Genomic DNA, 17400 nt, shown 5'->3' on the forward strand with positions numbered 1-17400 from the left:
GGAAATCGGACATCGGGAAACTGGCCGCTCCCCGACCGCAGGATCAGCATGCAAAAAGCCCGGCGGAAGATTGACAAATTGCAAAAAATAAGTATCTTTGTAGGATTTACAACCCGAACCCGAATAACAACAAACGCATTATGGATATAGTTGCAAGTATCATCAAAGCCCTCTTCGGCTCGAAAGCCGACAAGGACCGCAAACAGATCGAGCCTTACCTGGAGAAGATCAAGGCCATCTATCCCTCGATCGAGAAACTCTCGAACGACGAATTACGCGCCCGCAGCGAGGACCTGAAAAAACAGATCGCCGATTTCATCGCCGCAGATGAAGCCCACATCGTCGAGCTGAAGGCCCTGCTCGAAAAGCCCGAAACGCAACTCGAAGAGAAAGAGAAGATTTCGAAAGAGATCGACGAGACCACCAAACGCATCGACGAGAAGATCGAAGAGGTGCTCGACCGGATACTGCCCGAGGCTTTCGCCATCATGAAGGACACGGCACGCCGTTTCGCCCAGAACGAAACGGTCGTAGTGACTGCCAACGCATTCGACCGCGACCTGGCGGCGACAAAGGATTTCGTCACCATCGAGGGCGACAAGGCCATCTATGCCAATCACTGGCTGGCCGGCGGCAACGACATGAAGTGGGACATGGTCCACTACGACGTGCAGCTGTTCGGCGGCGTGGTGCTCCACCAGGGCAAGATCGCCGAGATGGCGACGGGTGAAGGAAAAACCCTCGTGGCGACGCTCCCCGTATTCCTCAACGCACTGGCCAAGAAGGGTGTGCACATGGTGACGGTGAACAACTACCTGGCCAAGCGTGACTCCGAGTGGATGGGTCCGATGTACCAGTTCCACGGCCTGTCGGTGGCTTGTATCGACGATACGCAGCCCAACTCCGACGAACGCCGCAAGGCTTACATGGCCGACATCACATTCGGAACCAACAACGAATACGGCTTCGACTACCTGCGCGACAACATGGCTTCATCGCCCAAGGACCTCGTACAGCGCAAACACCATTTCGCCATCGTCGATGAGGTCGACTCCGTATTGATCGACGACGCCCGTACGCCGCTCATCATCTCGGGTCCCGTGCCCAAGGGCGACGACCAGATGTTCGAGCAGTACCGTCCGGCGATCGAGAACCTCTACAACCTCCAGAAAAACCTCGTGACGGGGCTGCTCGCCGAAGCGCGTCAGTTGATCTCGGAGGGCAAGAACGACGAAGGCGGCGTGAAACTCTACCGGACGCACAAAGGTCTGCCCAAATACAAGCCGCTGATCAAGTACCTTTCGGAGCAGGGCGTCAAGGCGCTGATGCAGAAGACCGAAAACACCTACATGCAGGACAACAACCGTCGCATGCCCGAAATCACCGACGAGTTGTATTTTGTCATCGACGAGAAACTCAACTCGGTGGAATTGACGGACAAGGGTCATGAGGTGCTGTCGAAATACTTCAACGAAGACGGATTCTTCGTGATGCCCGACATCGGGGCCGAAGTCGCCGAACTGGAGAAAAGCAATCTGACCGCCGAAGAGAAAGCGCAGAAGCGCGACGAGGTGATCAACGACTATTCGATCAAATCGGAGCGCGTGCACACGGTGATCCAGTTGCTGAAAGCCTTCGCTATGTTCGAGAAAGACATCGAATATGTGGTGATGGACAACAAGGTGAAAATCGTCGACGAGCAGACCGGCCGTATCCTCGAAGGACGCCGCTATTCGGACGGACTGCACCAGGCCATCGAGGCCAAGGAGCACGTGAAGGTCGAGGCCGCAACGCAGACCTTCGCCACGATTACGCTGCAGAACTACTTCCGTATGTACCACAAGCTGGGCGGTATGACCGGTACGGCCGAAACGGAGGCATCGGAGTTCTGGAGCATCTATAAACTCGACGTGGTGGTGATCCCGACCAACCGCAAGGTGGTTCGCGACGACCGCCAGGATTTGATCTACAAAACCAAGCGCGAGAAATACAACGCCGTGATCGAAGAGATCGTGAAGCTCGTCGAGGCGGGCCGTCCGGTACTGGTCGGCACAACGTCGGTCGAGATTTCGGAGTTGCTGAGCCGCATGCTCAAACTCCGCGGCATCAAGCACAACGTCCTGAACGCCAAGCAGCATGCACTGGAGGCGCAGGTCGTAGCCGAAGCCGGCCGCTCGGGGCAGGTGACCATCGCGACCAACATGGCCGGCCGAGGAACCGACATCAAACTGACGCCCGAGGTGAAGGCCGCGGGAGGTCTGGCGATCATCGGAACCGAACGCCATGAAAGCCGCCGCGTCGACCGCCAGTTGCGCGGACGTGCCGGCCGTCAGGGCGACCCCGGATCGTCGCAGTTCTTCGTATCGCTCGAAGACGACCTGATGCGTCTGTTCGGTTCGGGCCGCATCGCCGCGATGATGGACCGCATGGGCCTGAAAGAGGGCGAGGTAATCCAGGCGGGCATGATGACCAAGGCCATCGAGCGCGCCCAGAAGAAGGTCGAGGAGAACAACTTCGGCATTCGTAAGCGCCTGCTGGAATATGACGACGTGATGAACTCGCAGCGCGAGGTGATCTACACCCGCCGCCGCCACGCACTCTACGGAGAGCGGATCGAGATCGACCTGAACAACATCATGTACGACTACGCCGAGAACTTCGTCGAGGAAAACCGCGGCATCGAATTCGAAGACTTCCGCATGGAGCTGATCCGCGACGTGGCCGTCGAGCCGGAGATCGACGAGGCGACCTACAAGGATGCCAAGCCCGGCGAACTGGTCGAGGCGATCGTCAAAGCGCTCAAGGAGGCTTACGCACGCCGTGCGAAAGCCGTAGCCGATACGGTGCGTCCGGTCATGGAACGCATCTACGAGGACCGCAAGGATCAGTTGGATTCGAACATCTACTTCCCGCTGACCGACGGACACCTGGGCTACAACGTGCCGGTCAACCTGCTGAAATGCCAGAATACGGACGGGGCGGAAATCTACAAGGTATTCTCGAAAGTGGTGATGTTCACCACCATCGACGACGCATGGCGTGAGCACCTGCGCGAGATGGACGACCTGCGCCAGAGCGTGCAGAACGCCACCTACGAGCAGAAAGACCCGCTGCTGATCTACAAGTTCGAATCGTTCGGACTGTTCTCGAAAATGATCATCAAGGTCAACCGCGACGTGCTGGCTATCCTGAACAAGGCCTACATCCCCGTGCGCGACCAGAATGCCGAGGCTGTACAGCGCCAGCAGCAGGAGCGCGCCAAGGTCGATGTCAACAAGTTGCAGGCCTCGCGCATGCAGGCCGCAGCGCAGGCCGGACAGCAGGAGCAGCAGAAACCGATGCCCATGCACGTCGAGAAAAAAGCCGGACGCAACGATCCGTGTCCCTGCGGCTCGGGTAAGAAGTACAAGAACTGCCACGGCAAAGGCATGTAACAAGGCACGCCTTTGAGGGGAGTTCGCGGATAAAGAATACGGAATATGGCTTACAACGAGGAGAAACAATACCAGTTGGACCTGCGCTACCTGCGCATGGCAAGCATCTGGGCTGAAAATTCATACTGCGTACGCCGCAAGGTAGGAGCGCTGATCGTCAAGGACCAGATGATTATTTCAGACGGTTACAACGGCACTCCGTCGGGCTTCGAGAATATCTGCGAGGACGAAGAGGGCCGCACAAAGCCCTATGTGCTCCATGCCGAGGCCAATGCCATCACGAAGGTCGCCAAGTCGGCCAACAACTGCAACGGCTCGACGCTCTACATCACGGCGGCGCCCTGCATCGAATGTTCGAAACTGATTATCCAGGCGGGCATCAAGCGGGTGGTTTATTCGGACGATTACCGTTCGGAAGAGGGTTTGAACCTGCTGCGCCGCGTAGGCATCGAATGCGTGCAGTGCGAACTGGGGCAAAAGGAGAAGCAGGACTAGTAAAAACGGAGCATCGGAAACGGCGCTCCGCTTTTTTATGGATCCGTGGCGAAAATTTGCATATCCCGCATACATATTGTATATTTAGGTAGGCAAAAACCGAAAAACAAAGCGGTATGAAACGAATCGTCATCGTAGGCGCCACGTCGGGCATCGGGCTCGAAGTGGCACGGCTATCGATCCTCGCAGGATGGCGGGTCGGAGCGGCAGGGCGCCGTACGGAAGCCCTCGAAGCGCTCCGCGCCGAAGCGCCTGCACAAGTGGAAATTCAGTCGATGGACATCACCCGCGACGATGCTCCCGAGCTTCTCGCCCGGCTGACCGAACGCCTGGGCGGCATGGACATCTATTTCCATGCGTCGGGCATCGGCAGCCGCAATACCGAGTTACGGCCCGACATCGAAATCGCGACCCTGCGCACCAACGGCGAAGGATTCGTGCGGATGGTCACGGCAGCCTTCGGCTATTTCCGCGGACACGGAGGCGGGCGCATAGCCGTCATCAGTTCGATCGCCGGAACTAAGGGGCTCGGGACGGCCCCGGCCTATTCGGCGACCAAACGGATGCAGAACACCTATATCGACGCGCTGGCGCAGCTCTCCCGCATGGAGGGATACGGCATCCGGTTTACGGACATCCGTCCGGGATTCGTCGCAACGCCGCTACTGGCCGGAGACGGACACTACCCGATGCTGATGCACACGGAAAAAGTCGCAGCGCGCATCATGCACGTCCTGCGGCATCCGCGCCGCCGCGTGGTCATCGACCGCCGCTACGCCGTGCTGGTCTTCTTCTGGAAACTGATTCCGGAGTGGCTCTGGGAACGGCTGAAAATACGCAAAAACGACTGAGTAAAACCCCGCAGGAAGATTTCCGCGGGGTTTTTCGCAACAGGGCCGAAAAAATCATTACATTTGTTCCGCATGGCACGACGGCGACACACACCCAAAGGGCGGCTTCTGGTGACGGGAACGATTCTGTTGTTCCTGCTCGTGGCGGGCATCGTAGTCACCGGGCGCATCATCAACGGCATGGCCGTGCAGATGAGCGACCGCATCGTCATGCAGATCAGCGAATACCATTGCAGGCTGCTGCAAGTCGAATTCAAACGTTCGGAAGAGGTGTTGGACGCCTCGGCGCAATTCATGCGTACGCATACCGCACCGACGGAGGCCGAGTTACGCGTACTCGCGGCGACACTGATGCAGCTCGATCCGAAAGCGGGATGCGTCTGGTTCACGGAGCCGGGGAGTCGTACGATCCGCAGCTATCCACGCAGCGATGAGCCCCGGACCACGGAGGCCGCCACGGATTTCAGGCAGCAACTCATCGCCGGGGCAGGCGGCGACTCGATCCGCAGCCGCGTCAGCGGCTCGGGGGAGGTCCAGGTCTGGAGCATGGCCTGCCGCGTGACGGACCAGTCGGGCCGCAAGCACATTTGCGGCGTCGATTTCCCGTTGCCGGAGATCTATGCCTACATGACGCAGAGCCCGGCCAGCAGCAGTTATGCCACCCTGTTCAATCCCGAAGGAGTGATCGTCTACCACCCCGACAGCCTGAAACTGGGCCTCCCGGCGAGCAATTCGACCGGACTGACGGCATTCCGGGAGGTTATAGCCACCGGAAAACGGGTCTCCGTCTACGCGGTTTCGGACTACCTCAGCGTCGACGAGGAACGCATCTACTACCCCATTCAGATAAGCGGCCGCCGCTGGGTGGCCGGCATCGGCATCCCGCGGCTGGTCATCGAGCAGGAGGTCGACGATTTCCATTTCTACACGATTCTCACAGCCGTGATCTCGGTGCTGTTCTTCGCCGTGCTGCTCGCCGTGGCTCAGCGTCGCTGGCGCCGCGAATACGACCTGCGCCGCCTTTCGGAACGGGAGTCCGAGCAGTTACACCTGCAACAGGTATTGGAGCAGATCGATCCGCACTTCCTGTTCAACTCGCTCAATTCGCTCTATGCGCTGATCCGCTGCAACCCCGACCAGGCCCGGGAGTTCACGCTCACCCTTTCGCGCGTCTACCGCCGGGTATTGGAACGCCGCAAGCAGATACTTTCGACACTCTCCGAAGAGATCGATTTCACGTGGCAGTATTACACGCTGCAAAAAATCCGTTTCGACAACCGTATCGAACTTACCACGGCCATCGACCCCGCGCTGCGCAACTGGCGGATTCCCTCGATGAGCCTCCAGACGCTGGTTGAAAACGCCGTCAAGCACAACAGCATCACGGGCAGCAATCCGCTGCATATCCGCATCCGCACCGAAGGAGAAAGCCTCGTGATCGAGAACAACTACACCCCGCGTAACGACCGCAATGCGGAATCGCTGGGCGTGGGGCTGGAGCGCATCCGTTCGGTCTACCGGTTCTACACCGAGGAAAACATCACGATTTCGGCCGGCGAAGGGACCTTCAATTGCCGGTTACCGCTGTTGCCGCCCGAAAAGTAATCCGCCTAATCGCGGCATTCACTCCCCCAATCGGGGCATTCGCCCCCGATCACTTTTCTTTAAAAAAATTAAATTCTATTATTGCATCCTGCGGATTTTGTATATCCGCAACAAAAACTGCAATAATAAATGATGAATAAAAGACGATTGACCGGAACGATGCTTGCACTCGCGGCGCTCTTCCTGCTGACGGCCTCGCCAGCCGAAGCGAAGGGCAAACCGGGCCGCAAGTCGAAGAAAACCGAAGCCGCAGCCGAGAAAGCCGACACGACCAAAAAGGACAAGAAGGGTTACGAAGCACTGCTGAAAGGCGCCGTGACCGATAAGGGTATGTTCGACGTACATCGCAAAGGCACGGATTTCTGGTTCGAGATTCCCGACTCGCTGATGGGACGTGAAATATTGATCGTCAACAAGATATCGGGCGTCCCCTACGTCCTGAACGACGCAGGCGTCAACAAAGGGATGGGTTACGGCGAGAAGATCGTGCGTTTCCGCAAAGACACCCTTTATAAAAAGGTATGGGTCATGACCTACGACCCGCGCATCACCTCGCCCGAAGGCGACCGCATCACCCGTTCGGTGAAGGACAACTACCGCGAAACGGCGATCGAACAGTTTCCGATCGAGGCCTACAACCCGGACTCTACGACGGTGGTCATCAAGGTAAACAAGGTCTTCGACGGCAGCGAGAAGAGTTTCAACAACGTTTTCGGCGCGATCGGACTGCCCGGCTCGCCCAAGAAGGAGCTTTCGAAGATCGAATCCGTCAAGTCATTCCCCGAAAACATCATCGTCAAGTCGCTCCTCTCGACCTCGCATACCGAAGAGGGAACCACGATTCCCCTGACCGTGGACATCACCTCGAACCTCGTGCTGCTGGACAAGGAGCCGATGCGTCCCCGTTTCTCGGACGACCGGGTAGGATATTTCGAAATCGGACACCTCTATTTCAACGACAAACAGCAGAAGGCCGAAGAGCGGGCGTTCATCAACCGCTGGCGGCTGGAGCCGAAACCCGAAGACGTAGCACGCTACAAGCAGGGAGAATTGGTGGAACCTAAAAAACCGATCGTGCTCTGGATCGACCCGGCGACCCCGCCCGTATGGGTTCCCTACATCAAGAAAGGTATCGTCGAGTGGCAGGAGGCCTTCGAGGCCGCAGGCTTCAAGAATGCCATCGTAGCCAAAGAGGTCGATCCCAATGACAAGGAGTTCGACATCGACGACGTGCGCTACTCGGTGGTGACTTACGCCGCATCGGAGATGGCCAACGCCATGGGTCCCTCGGTGATCGACCCGCGCAGCGGCGAGATCATCGAAGCCGACATTATCTGGTGGCACAACGTAATGAGCATCCTCCAGGCCTGGATCCGATTGCAGACCGGCGCCGTAGACCCTGCGGCGCGCGGCAACACGCTGCCGACGGAGCTGATGGGCAACGCCGTGCGTTTCGTCTCGTCGCACGAGCTGGGGCACAGCCTCGGACTGAAGCACAACTTCGGGGCTTCGTACGCCGTGCCGGTGGATTCGCTCCGCTCGAAGACCTACACCGCGGCGAACGGCACGGCCAGTTCGATCATGGACTACGCCCGTTTCAACTACGTGGCGCAGCCCGAGGACGGAATCACGCAACTGACGCCCAAGATCGGAACCTACGACAAGCATGCCATCAACTGGGGTTACCGCTGGCTCGACGTAAAGGACCCGCACGAGGAACTGCCGACGCTCAACGCCTGGCTGCGCGAGCACGAAAACGATCCCGAATACTGGTACGGCGAACAGTCGCGCGAGGGCATCGATCCCCGCTCGCAGTCGGAAGACCTGAGCAACGACGCCGTCGAGGCCAGCACATACGGTATAAAGAACCTCCGGCGCATCATCCCCCATGTGACGGACTGGAGCTCGGAGGACGGCAAACTGCAATACGAAGGCGGCCGGTTCCTGATGGCCATTGTTTTCCAATGGCTGACCTATGCCGACCACGTGAAGACCAACGTAGGCGGATTTTATCTCAACAACGTCGTTGCGGGCCACGACATCGACCGCTATGTACCGGTTCCGGCCGACTACCAGCGCAAGAGCGTCAAATACCTGATCGACGAGGTGTTCATCACCCCCGAATGGCTGTTCAACGCCAAAGCGTGGGATAAGGCCTATGCGCAGCGTATGTCGCCCGTGGGACAGATGGAATACGCGCCCTACAATTTTGCGCGCGAACTCCAGTATAAGACCTATTACGAACTGCTGGCCGACCAGCGGCTGGTACGCATGTACGAAGTCGAGGCACGGCAGGGACGCGGGGCGAAGACCTACACGCCCGAGCAGATGCTGGACGACATCACACGCGCCGTCTTCATCCGTCCCGGCGGCCGTACGCTCTCGCTCTACGAGCGGATGAGCCAGAAGAACTACGTCGACGCACTGATCGTCTCGTCGAACCTGACGATGGTGAAGACCACCAAATTGGGATCAACGCTCCACGACCACGCACACGACGGGCGCGGATGCACATGCTCGCTGATGCAGGACGCTCCCGAACTGGCCCTCGAACCGCTGCCGAGACCCGAGGAACTGGAATTGCGGACGGCGCGCAACTACGACATGATGCAGCGTGTGAGCGAGACGACATCGGCCAAGCGGGCTGAAATGCGGAGGTTGCTGACAATTGTCCGGGGCCGCTTCGAAAGCGGCGACCAGGCGACCCGCAACCATTACCGGGATTTGGAATTAAGGCTGAAAGAAGCCTTGCGAATGTTATAAACCTCAGAGCTTCAAAGCCGTCTTCCATCCGGAAAGACGGCTTTGAAGCAACTAAGGGGAGACTTAAACAGGTTACAATTCCAAACAAATACACAGAAAACAACTTCGATTTAATAGATAAACAACTCAAACACATCTATATTTGTAATATGAAAAAATTCCTTACGCTATTCGTTCTGGTCTGTCCGCTGTTCGCTCTCGCACAGCAAACCCGGCAGATTTCGGGCCAGGTGCTCGACCGCGCCGACGGAGCGCCGCTCGTGGGCGCTACTGTCTTCATCGCGCCCGAGGAGACCCAGGCCAAAGACTACAACCCGCAGGGAACCATCGCGTACGAGCAGGGGCGTTTCGCCTTCAAACTGCCCGTGAGCGTCAAGAAAGTCGTAGTCAGCTACCTCGGATACGAGGCGCAGACACTCGATATTTCGGGTAAGAGCAACTTTACGATCTATCTCTCGGCATCGGAAAACAAGGTGGATGCCGTAGTGGTGACCGGATACCAGCGCATCGAAAAGCGCAAGCTGACCTCGTCGATCTCGAACGTCAAGATGTCGGACATCTCGCGCGACGGCGTGGCGAGCGTCGACGAGATGCTCTCGGGTTCGATCGCCGGTCTCGTATCGACCCCCACCACGGGCGGTCCCGGTGCGGCCAGCAAAATCAAAATCCGAAGCACCGTAACGCTGAACGGCAACACCGACCCGTTGTGGGTATTGGACGGCATGCCCCTCGAAGGCAACGACATCCCGTCGGACTGGTCGTCGAAGGAGAACATCGACAACCTCTACAACATGTCGATCGCGGGCCTCAACCCGTCGGACATCGAAGACATCACCATCCTGAAAGACGCCGCGGCAACGGCCATTTACGGAGCGCGCGCGGCCAACGGCGTCATCATCATCACCACCAAGAAAGGAGCCCGCAACCAGGCGACGCGCGTCAACGTTTCGGCATCGCTGTTTGTAACGGACCGTCCCAACCTGGAGAAACTCAACCTGATGAACGCTTCGCAGAAGGTAGACCTGGAACTGGGGCTGGCGGCGAACGGCACGCTGGACTACATGAAAAACATGGGCGGCGTGGCCCGCATCCTGGACAAGGCGGGCGAAAGAGGCCTGCTCATCAACGGCGGATCGTTCTCTTCGCTCTCGCCCGAGACACAAGCGCAGATCAACGCCCTGCGCAAGAACGGAACCGACTGGGGTAAGGAGATTTACCGCGTGGCCCTCAACCAACAGTACAGCATCAGCCTCTCGGGCGGCGGCAACAAGGCCAGCTACTACTTCTCGGGCGGTTACTACAACGAGCAGGGAACGACCGTCGGAACGGGCTTCGAGCGTCTGAACCTCACGCTGAAGACCGACTACGACCTGCTGAAGAACCTGCGTTTCGGCGCTTCGGTGTTCGTGGGACAGAACAAGAACGATTCGTATGTCTCCGATACGGACGTATTCACCAACCCTTCGCGTTACACGCGTTCGGTAAACCCCTACCTGAATGCCTACAACGCCGACGGCAGTTACATCTACGACCCGGACATGACCTACAACCTCGGCAACGAGGAGACCATTCTGGACTTCAACTACCTCGAAGAGCGCGCCCGCACGGAGTACACGCTCAAAACCCGGTCGATCAAAACGATTTTCGACCTCGATTACACGCCGGTAAAAGGACTTAAACTCTACACGCAGTTCGGTTTGCAGGTCGACAATTCGATGACCGAGAAGATGGCGCAGGAGAACACCTATTTCACACGCAAATACAACCACAAATCGCGTTACGACGGGGAGTCGTTCCTGCCCCAGGGCGGCATCATCCAGAATTGGAACGGCGACCTGTCGCAGTACAACTGGAAAGCACAGGCCGAGTATTCGGGCACCTACGGCGGAAAGCACGAGCTGGACCTGATGGCCGGTCTGGAGATGCGCGGCGTAACGAGTACGACCATACACACCAAAGGCTTCGGTTACGACCATAAAACCATGACCTCCAAGCCGGTGAATTTCCCCGACGGGAGCAAATACGTCGACGACAAAAACTACCAGCAATACCTCAAATCGTTCTACGAAAACCGCTACCTGTCCTACTTCTTCACCGGATCGTACACCTACGACAGCCGATACACCTTCTTCGGCTCGATGCGTTACGACGGTACGAACCTCTTCGGCGTGGACCCCAAGTACAAGTTCAACCCCATGTGGTCCGTTTCGGGAGCCTGGAGCATCAACCGCGAGAAGTTCCTGCGCGACGCCCGGTGGCTCGACAACCTGCGCCTGAGGGCCTCTTACGGCGTTCAGGGCAATATCGACCGTACGACATCGCCTTACATCCTCGGCACGTGGGCCAATACGACCATCGGCAACGTGAACGAGGACCGCATCGACGTAACCTCGCCGCCCAACCAGAACCTGCGCTGGGAGACGACCTATTCGTGGAACACGGCGCTCGACTTCTCGGCTTTCGAAAATCGCCTCGGCTTCACGTTCGAACTCTACGGCCGGAGCAGCGAGAACCTGATCACCACGCGCACGATTCCCTCGGAAACGGGATTCACATCCACGTCGAGCAACTACGGCGAAATATCGAGCCGCGGCGTCGAATTCACCCTCAATACCGTGAATATCCGCACGCAGAATTTCCGGTGGGAGACCCAGATCAACCTCGCCCACAACACCGACAAGGTGGAGAAAATCCGCATCGACGACGACAGTTGGACCCCCTCGGTGCAGGGATATTCGTCGAGTGCGCTGTTCACGATCAAAACCGCCGGACTCGACGAGTACGGCATCCCGATGTTCTGGAAGGACGGAGAGAAGGTCTCGCTCCAGGAGTTCGTGAACTTCCGCCTCGAAGACCCCTATGGCATCGCCTGGTATTCGCCCGCAATGGACATATCGCAGAAGGATGTCCGCTCGCGGCTGACCTACTCGGGTTCGATGAACCCGTCGGTAACGGGAGGCTTTAACAACCGGTTCTATTTCCACAACTTCGATCTGGCGATTTCGTGTAATTTCGTCTTCGGACAGAACGTCATGCGTTCGCCCTTCTACAATCCCACGGCAGTCAACCCGGGGCAGAACTACACGACCGACATGCTGCAGGTGTGGTCGCCCTCGAACCCTTCGGGCCGGTATCCCGCCATTGTCGGCAACATGCAGGCCGACGGTTCGGAATGGAGCGAATGGGCCGAGAATCCCGATCCCTACCGTGTCATGAGGTGGATCATGGCGAACTATCCTCCCAGCGAGACGTCGTTCTTCAACAACCTCGACATCTGGCAGAAAAAGATGAACTACTTCCGTGTGAACAGCATCCGCCTGGGCTACGCCTTCCCGGAAAAAATCACCCGCAAACTCCACATGTCGGGGCTGCGCGTTCATTTCGAGGCCCGCAACCCGTTTGTAATTGCAACCAATTACGACGGCTATTTCGACCCCGAGACCTATGGCAACATCTACGCACAGCCGATAGCACGCACCTACTCGGTAGGCCTCAACATCACTTTCTAACACTTGGCAATTATGAAAAAAACAGCATATATCCTACTCCTCGCACTGGGTCTTGCCTCCTGCAATTACCTCGAAATAGAGCCTGTGGGCAAAGTCATACCCCATAAGACATCCGAATTCCGGGCTCTGCTCACCGAGGGCTATTTCCGCTTTCCCTATTTCGACTCGAAAACTTACACGGGACTGCTCTCCGACGAGGCCGGATATTTTTACGAAGGAACCATCTGGGAGGCCAGCGTAGGCATGGCACTCTCCTACAACTACCGCTGGGACTACGGCCGCCAGATGAAAGAGTATCCTTACAGGGACTACTACCGGGCCATTTTCCAGGCCCAGGCCGTGATCGACGACATACTGGACGCCGACAAGGATTCCGAGGAATCGAACGAACAGATCATGGCTGAGGCCTATGCACTGCGTGCCTATTCGTATTTCGACCTGGTGAACCTCTACGGTGCACCCTACAACCCGGAAACGGCTGCCACGGACCGCACCGTGCCGCTGGCCCCGGAGATCGACATCGAACAGAAATACCGTCCCTCGAACGTCGCCGCCGTCTACGGGCAGATACTCGACGACATCACCGCTTCCGAACGGCTGATGGAGGTCGAAAAACAGGAAACGAACTACAACTACCGGTTCTCGAAGCATGCGCTCACGGCTTTCAAGGCGCGCGTAAAGCTCTACATGCGCGACTGGCAGGAGGCATACGACCTGTCGGCGTCGCTGCTGCCCGAATACGAACTCGTGGACCTGAACAATCCTCCGAAGGCCGACAGCCTGCCGTGGAAAGCCCCGTCGAAAGAGATGATCATGGCCTGGGAACGGCCTTTCAGCGGAGCAGCCGGCGACCTGCGCAATGCCGGGTTCCTCTCGGAACACCTGCTCGCACTGTTCGACGAGGCGAACGACAATCGCCGTGCGTACCTCAAAAAAGTGACCGATTACAACACCTCCACCGTCGGCTACGTTCCCGACCGTTCGTCGTCGGACCGCGTGTCGATCCGCATCGCCGAGATGTACCTGATCGCCGCCGAAGCGGGTTCGTATCTCCCGGCGGAACTGGAGAACGCCAAGACGTACCTGCTCACCCTGAAGGCCAACCGGCTGAAGCCCGAAGCGATGGACGCCGAGCGCACGAAGGTCGAAGCGATGAACGCCGAGCAGTTACGTGCGGAAATCGCCGACGAGCGTGCCCGCGAACTGGTCGGAGAGGGACACCGCTGGATGGACCTGCGCCGCACGACCCGGCCGGCCATCGTCCACAAGTACGGAGACCAGACCGTATCGCTGGTCGAGAACGACTCGCGCTATACACTGCCCTTCCCGCAGTCGGCCATCGACAGCAATCCCGAGCTGAACAATTAGCAACGGTGAATCCGGCGGCCCTGCGGGGGCGCGATGAAAAAACAGTCCGGTTTTTGCACCGGACTGTTTTTTTTGTAATTTTACGCGTCATGAAAGCCATTATCATAGAGGACGAGCCGCTGTCGGTCGCCGAATTGCGCACGACGCTCGCGGAAGTTGCGCCGCAAATCGAGGTCGTCGCTACGGCCGCATCGGTGGCGGAAGCTGCCAAAGTCATCACCGGCGTCAGTCACGACTTGATTTTCATGGACATACACCTCGAAGACGGCAGCGGATTCGACATCTTCGAACGCACAGACATCACCGTACCCGTCATTTTCATCACGGCCTACGACTCCTACGCCCTGAAAGCCTTCGAGAACAAGGGCATCGACTACCTGCTGAAACCCTTCGGACGCGACGATTTGCAACGCGCGATCGATAAGCTGGGACTACTATCGGGGGGGGGAAGCCCGTCTGCGGAGCCTGACGGCCCGACACTGGTGTCTCCGGTTTATCAGGAACGCTTCCTGGTACACATGGGCGCCCGGATGAAATCGGTCACCACGGCCGAGATCGCCTACTTCATGGCCGACGGCAAATACCTTCACCTCGTGACGCACGACGGAAAGGACTACATCGTCGACCGCACGCTGACCGAGGTGGGTGAAAAACTGCCGCCGAACCTCTTTTTCCGCATCAACCGCCGCTTTATCATCGCATTCGACTCGATCCGGGAGATGATCCGCTACTCGGGCAGCCGGATCAAGGTGGTGCTCAATCCACCCCTCGCCGAAGGCGAGGAGGCGTTCGTCAGCACCGACCGGGCACAGGATTTCCGGCAATGGCTCAACCGGTAACGCTCCGGACCATACGATCATAGGCCGTCTGAGAACGGATTTCGGATTATCCCTGCAATTTTTGATTTTAAGCGAATGAGTTTCGCGCATCGTGAAGAACGGGGCGGATGGATAGTACTTGAGGTACATTCCATTCGCCCCGTTCGAGGGATGTGCGGAAATAGCCGCTTACAAATCGAAAATTAAAAAGGCAAATCGTCGGGATCGTCCGCCGGAACCGAAGGAGCCGCGGGCTGCGGCTGCGGGGCTGCGGCCGGACGGGGAGCCGGCTGTTGGTAGCCGCCCTGCTGCGGTGCGCCGTAGGCCGGAGCGGGAGCGCCTTCCGAAGCGGGATTGTCCGAGCGGCGGCCCAGCAGGTTCATCGTATCGGCCAAGATTTCGGTCGTATAGCGTTTGTTATTGTCCTTGTCCATCCATTCGCGGGTGCGCAGGCGCCCCTCGACATAGATTTGGGAACCCTTCTTCACGTAGCGGTCCACCACGTCGGCCAGACCGCGCCAGAGCGTGATCGTATGCCATTCGGTGTGCTCCTTCGTTTCGTTCGCGGCACGGTCGAACAGGCGCTCGGTCGTAGCCAGGCGGACACGGGCGACCTTCACGCCGCTCTCGGTAGTACGCACTTCGGGATCGATGCCCACGTTGCCAATCAAGATAACCTTATTTACCATTTGCTTACAGGTTTTTAATCATTTTACGAAAAACGACCTCCATGCGTACACCGGCTTTCTTGCCCTGGCGCTGCACGTCCTCGTGGTCGCCCACTTCGTCGGACAGGCCGCAGTTGGTGATGACCGAGACGCCGAAAACAGGGATCGACATATGGCGCGCCACGATTACCTCGGGAACGGTCGACATGCCCGCGGCATCGCCGCCGATGGCTTTGAAATAGCGGTATTCGGCCTGCGTCTCGAACGTGGGACCCGTGCCGCCGACATAGACGCCGTACTGGAGTTTGATGTTCTCCTCCTCGGCGATCTTCGTGGCCGCAGCGATCAGGGATTTGTCGTAGCAGTTGTGCATATCCGGGAACCGGGGGCCGAGTTCTGCCATGTTGGGGCCGATCAGCGGGTTGGGCATCAGGTTGATGTGGTCGGTGATGACCATCAGGTCGCCCACGCGGAACGAGGTGTTGATGCCGCCCGAAGCGTTCGACACGAAAAGGTATTTGATGCCGATCTGCTGCATCACGCGCACGGGGAAGGTCACCTGCTGCATCGTGTAACCCTCGTAGAAGTGGAAGCGTCCCTGCATGGCGACGACTTTGCGTCCCTCGATCAGGCCGAAGATCATGCGGCCTTTGTGCCCCTCGACGGTCGAAACGGGGAATCCGGGGACATCCTTATATTCGATGACGAATTTAGCGTCGATCTTATCGGCGAAATCGCCCAGACCGGTCCCGAGGATGATGCCCACTTCGGGGGCGAAATCTCCGGTCTCAGCTTTGACAAAAGCGGCGGTTTTCTTAATTTCCTCTAACATCTTCTTCTAGTTTTTGCAGAAAATCCGTTGCCGAATCCTCTATGAATGAAATATTTATCGGTAAATAGTATAGCTTACGGCGAATCTCCGCAGGGATTTTCGCCCGGTTGGTCATCTTGACGGCATCCTTCTCGGTGGTAACAATTACCGCGCCCGGATGCTTCGCGAGCAACGCCGTCAGCGCGTTCATGTCGCGGACCTTATAGACGTGATGGTCGTCGAGCGTCATTTCGGCCGCGACTTCGTAGCGTCCGCGAAGCGTTTGCAGGAAAGGCTTCGGGTTGCCGATACCCGAGAGGGCGATTACCCGCTGTCCCTGCACCAACGGCGCGTCCGAGGCTTCCTCGGCATAGAGCGGCTGGGGCATGAAACTCTCGAAACGGGTGAAATAGACCCGCTGGTAGGCCACCTGGATCAGCACCTTGCGCAGGATGCGGCGGTCGATCGGAGCCATCCGTTCGGGGCACTTCGTAACCACGAAATAATGGGCACGGTGCAACTCTTCGGGCAGGTCGCGCAGCGTCCCCACGGGCAGCATCCTGTCGTGCTGGACGGGACGCGTAGCGTCGATCATCACGATGTTGATCTTCGGCTCCACATAGCGGTGCTGGAAACCGTCGTCCATAATGATCAGGTCGACCTCGGGGTGCTCGGCGCGGATGCGGCGAATCCCCTCGGTGCGCTTTTCGCACACGGCGACCACCGTATCGGGGAATTTGAGTTTGATTTGCAGCGGCTCGTCGCCCGAATCGCGGTAATGCGAATCGCATTTGACCTCCAGATAACCTTTCGTACGGCGGCCGTAGCCGCGCGACAGCAGCGCTACATTGTGCATCTGGGTCATGTAGGAGATTACCATTTCGGCCATCGGGGTTTTACCCGTACCGCCGACGGTGATGTTACCGATACAGATGATCGGGATGTCGAATTTCTCGCTCTTGAGAATGCCCCAGTCGAAGAGGCGGTGACGAAACGTCACCCCCGCTTTATAGAGGAAGGCCGCAGGCGCGAGCAGGAATTTGAGCATCTTTCTACCGGTTTGAACGGATAACTTTCA

The 17400-nt window shown here is 58.0% G+C and carries 11 protein-coding genes; 8 read left to right on the forward strand and 3 right to left on the reverse strand.

What is annotated here, in order from left to right:
• Window positions 1–140 precede the first annotated feature (140 nt).
• The 8 genes from secA (at window position 141) to I2E69_RS01770 (ending at window position 14864) form a co-directional block, all read left to right on the forward strand.
• Window positions 141–3434: a preprotein translocase subunit SecA gene (gene secA / locus I2E69_RS01735; RefSeq protein ID WP_195458424.1), complete on the forward strand. Its 3294-nt coding sequence runs from the start codon at window positions 141–143 to the stop codon at window positions 3432–3434.
• Window positions 3435–3479: 45 nt separating this feature from the next.
• On the forward strand, window positions 3480–3929 hold the full coding sequence (locus tag I2E69_RS01740; RefSeq protein WP_195458425.1) for a dCMP deaminase family protein: 450 nt from the start codon (window positions 3480–3482) through the stop codon (window positions 3927–3929).
• Window positions 3930–4045: 116 nt separating this feature from the next.
• The gene (locus tag I2E69_RS01745) at window positions 4046–4780 is read left to right on the forward strand and encodes an SDR family NAD(P)-dependent oxidoreductase (protein ID WP_195458426.1); all 735 of its coding nucleotides are present in this window, start codon (window positions 4046–4048) and stop codon (window positions 4778–4780) included.
• Between the two features lie 72 nt (window positions 4781–4852).
• Window positions 4853–6385: a histidine kinase gene (locus tag I2E69_RS01750; RefSeq protein ID WP_195458427.1), complete on the forward strand. Its 1533-nt coding sequence runs from the start codon at window positions 4853–4855 to the stop codon at window positions 6383–6385.
• A gap of 129 nt (window positions 6386–6514) precedes the next feature.
• Window positions 6515–9148: a zinc-dependent metalloprotease gene (locus tag I2E69_RS01755; protein WP_229095326.1), complete on the forward strand. Its 2634-nt coding sequence runs from the start codon at window positions 6515–6517 to the stop codon at window positions 9146–9148.
• Between the two features lie 149 nt (window positions 9149–9297).
• Window positions 9298–12657 carry a SusC/RagA family TonB-linked outer membrane protein gene (locus I2E69_RS01760; RefSeq protein WP_195458428.1) on the forward strand — a complete coding sequence of 1120 codons (3360 nt, stop codon included), beginning with the start codon at window positions 9298–9300 and terminating at the stop codon, window positions 12655–12657.
• 12 nt (window positions 12658–12669) lie between these two features.
• Entirely contained in the window at window positions 12670–14025 is a 1356-nt protein-coding gene (locus tag I2E69_RS01765; protein WP_195458429.1) for a RagB/SusD family nutrient uptake outer membrane protein, read from the forward strand.
• A gap of 89 nt (window positions 14026–14114) precedes the next feature.
• Window positions 14115–14864, forward strand: a complete 750-nt coding sequence (locus tag I2E69_RS01770; RefSeq protein ID WP_195458430.1) for a LytR/AlgR family response regulator transcription factor — start codon at window positions 14115–14117, stop codon at window positions 14862–14864.
• 182 nt (window positions 14865–15046) lie between these two features.
• Here I2E69_RS01770 and I2E69_RS01775 read toward each other — a convergent pair whose 3' ends face one another.
• From I2E69_RS01775 to lpxK, 3 genes are read right to left on the reverse strand one after another with little or no spacing between them, the layout of a single operon-like run.
• Window positions 15047–15532, reverse strand: coding sequence for a single-stranded DNA-binding protein (locus tag I2E69_RS01775; protein WP_195458431.1), 486 nt, complete (start codon window positions 15530–15532; stop codon window positions 15047–15049).
• Between the two features lie 4 nt (window positions 15533–15536).
• Entirely contained in the window at window positions 15537–16343 is an 807-nt protein-coding gene (locus I2E69_RS01780; protein WP_195458432.1) for a purine-nucleoside phosphorylase, read from the reverse strand.
• Window positions 16327–17370 (reverse strand): tetraacyldisaccharide 4'-kinase, encoded by a 1044-nt coding sequence (gene lpxK, locus I2E69_RS01785; protein WP_195458433.1) that lies wholly within the window; start codon window positions 17368–17370, stop codon window positions 16327–16329. The genes I2E69_RS01780 and lpxK overlap by 17 nt, the downstream gene beginning before the upstream one ends.
• Between the last annotated feature and the right edge of the window lie 30 nt (window positions 17371–17400).

Source organism: Alistipes sp. D31t1_170403_E11 (genome assembly GCF_015553985.1).
Lineage (GTDB): Bacteria > Bacteroidota > Bacteroidia > Bacteroidales > Rikenellaceae > Alistipes > Alistipes montrealensis.

Excerpts from the sequence above, each read along its gene's own strand:
- I2E69_RS01780 (WP_195458432.1), bottom strand. The coding sequence starts at position 16,343 with ATGTTAGAGGAAATTAAGAAAACCGCCGCTTTTGTCAAAGCTGAGACC.
- I2E69_RS01745 (WP_195458426.1), top strand. The coding sequence starts at position 4,046 with ATGAAACGAATCGTCATCGTAGGCGCCACGTCGGGCATCGGGCTCGAA.
- lpxK (WP_195458433.1), bottom strand. The coding sequence starts at position 17,370 with ATGCTCAAATTCCTGCTCGCGCCTGCGGCCTTCCTCTATAAAGCGGGG.
- secA (WP_195458424.1), top strand. The coding sequence starts at position 141 with ATGGATATAGTTGCAAGTATCATCAAAGCCCTCTTCGGCTCGAAAGCC.
- I2E69_RS01770 (WP_195458430.1), top strand. The coding sequence starts at position 14,115 with ATGAAAGCCATTATCATAGAGGACGAGCCGCTGTCGGTCGCCGAATTG.
- I2E69_RS01740 (WP_195458425.1), top strand. The coding sequence starts at position 3,480 with ATGGCTTACAACGAGGAGAAACAATACCAGTTGGACCTGCGCTACCTG.
- I2E69_RS01775 (WP_195458431.1), bottom strand. The coding sequence starts at position 15,532 with ATGGTAAATAAGGTTATCTTGATTGGCAACGTGGGCATCGATCCCGAA.
- I2E69_RS01755 (WP_229095326.1), top strand. The coding sequence starts at position 6,515 with ATGATGAATAAAAGACGATTGACCGGAACGATGCTTGCACTCGCGGCG.
- I2E69_RS01760 (WP_195458428.1), top strand. The coding sequence starts at position 9,298 with ATGAAAAAATTCCTTACGCTATTCGTTCTGGTCTGTCCGCTGTTCGCT.
- I2E69_RS01765 (WP_195458429.1), top strand. The coding sequence starts at position 12,670 with ATGAAAAAAACAGCATATATCCTACTCCTCGCACTGGGTCTTGCCTCC.
- I2E69_RS01750 (WP_195458427.1), top strand. The coding sequence starts at position 4,853 with ATGGCACGACGGCGACACACACCCAAAGGGCGGCTTCTGGTGACGGGA.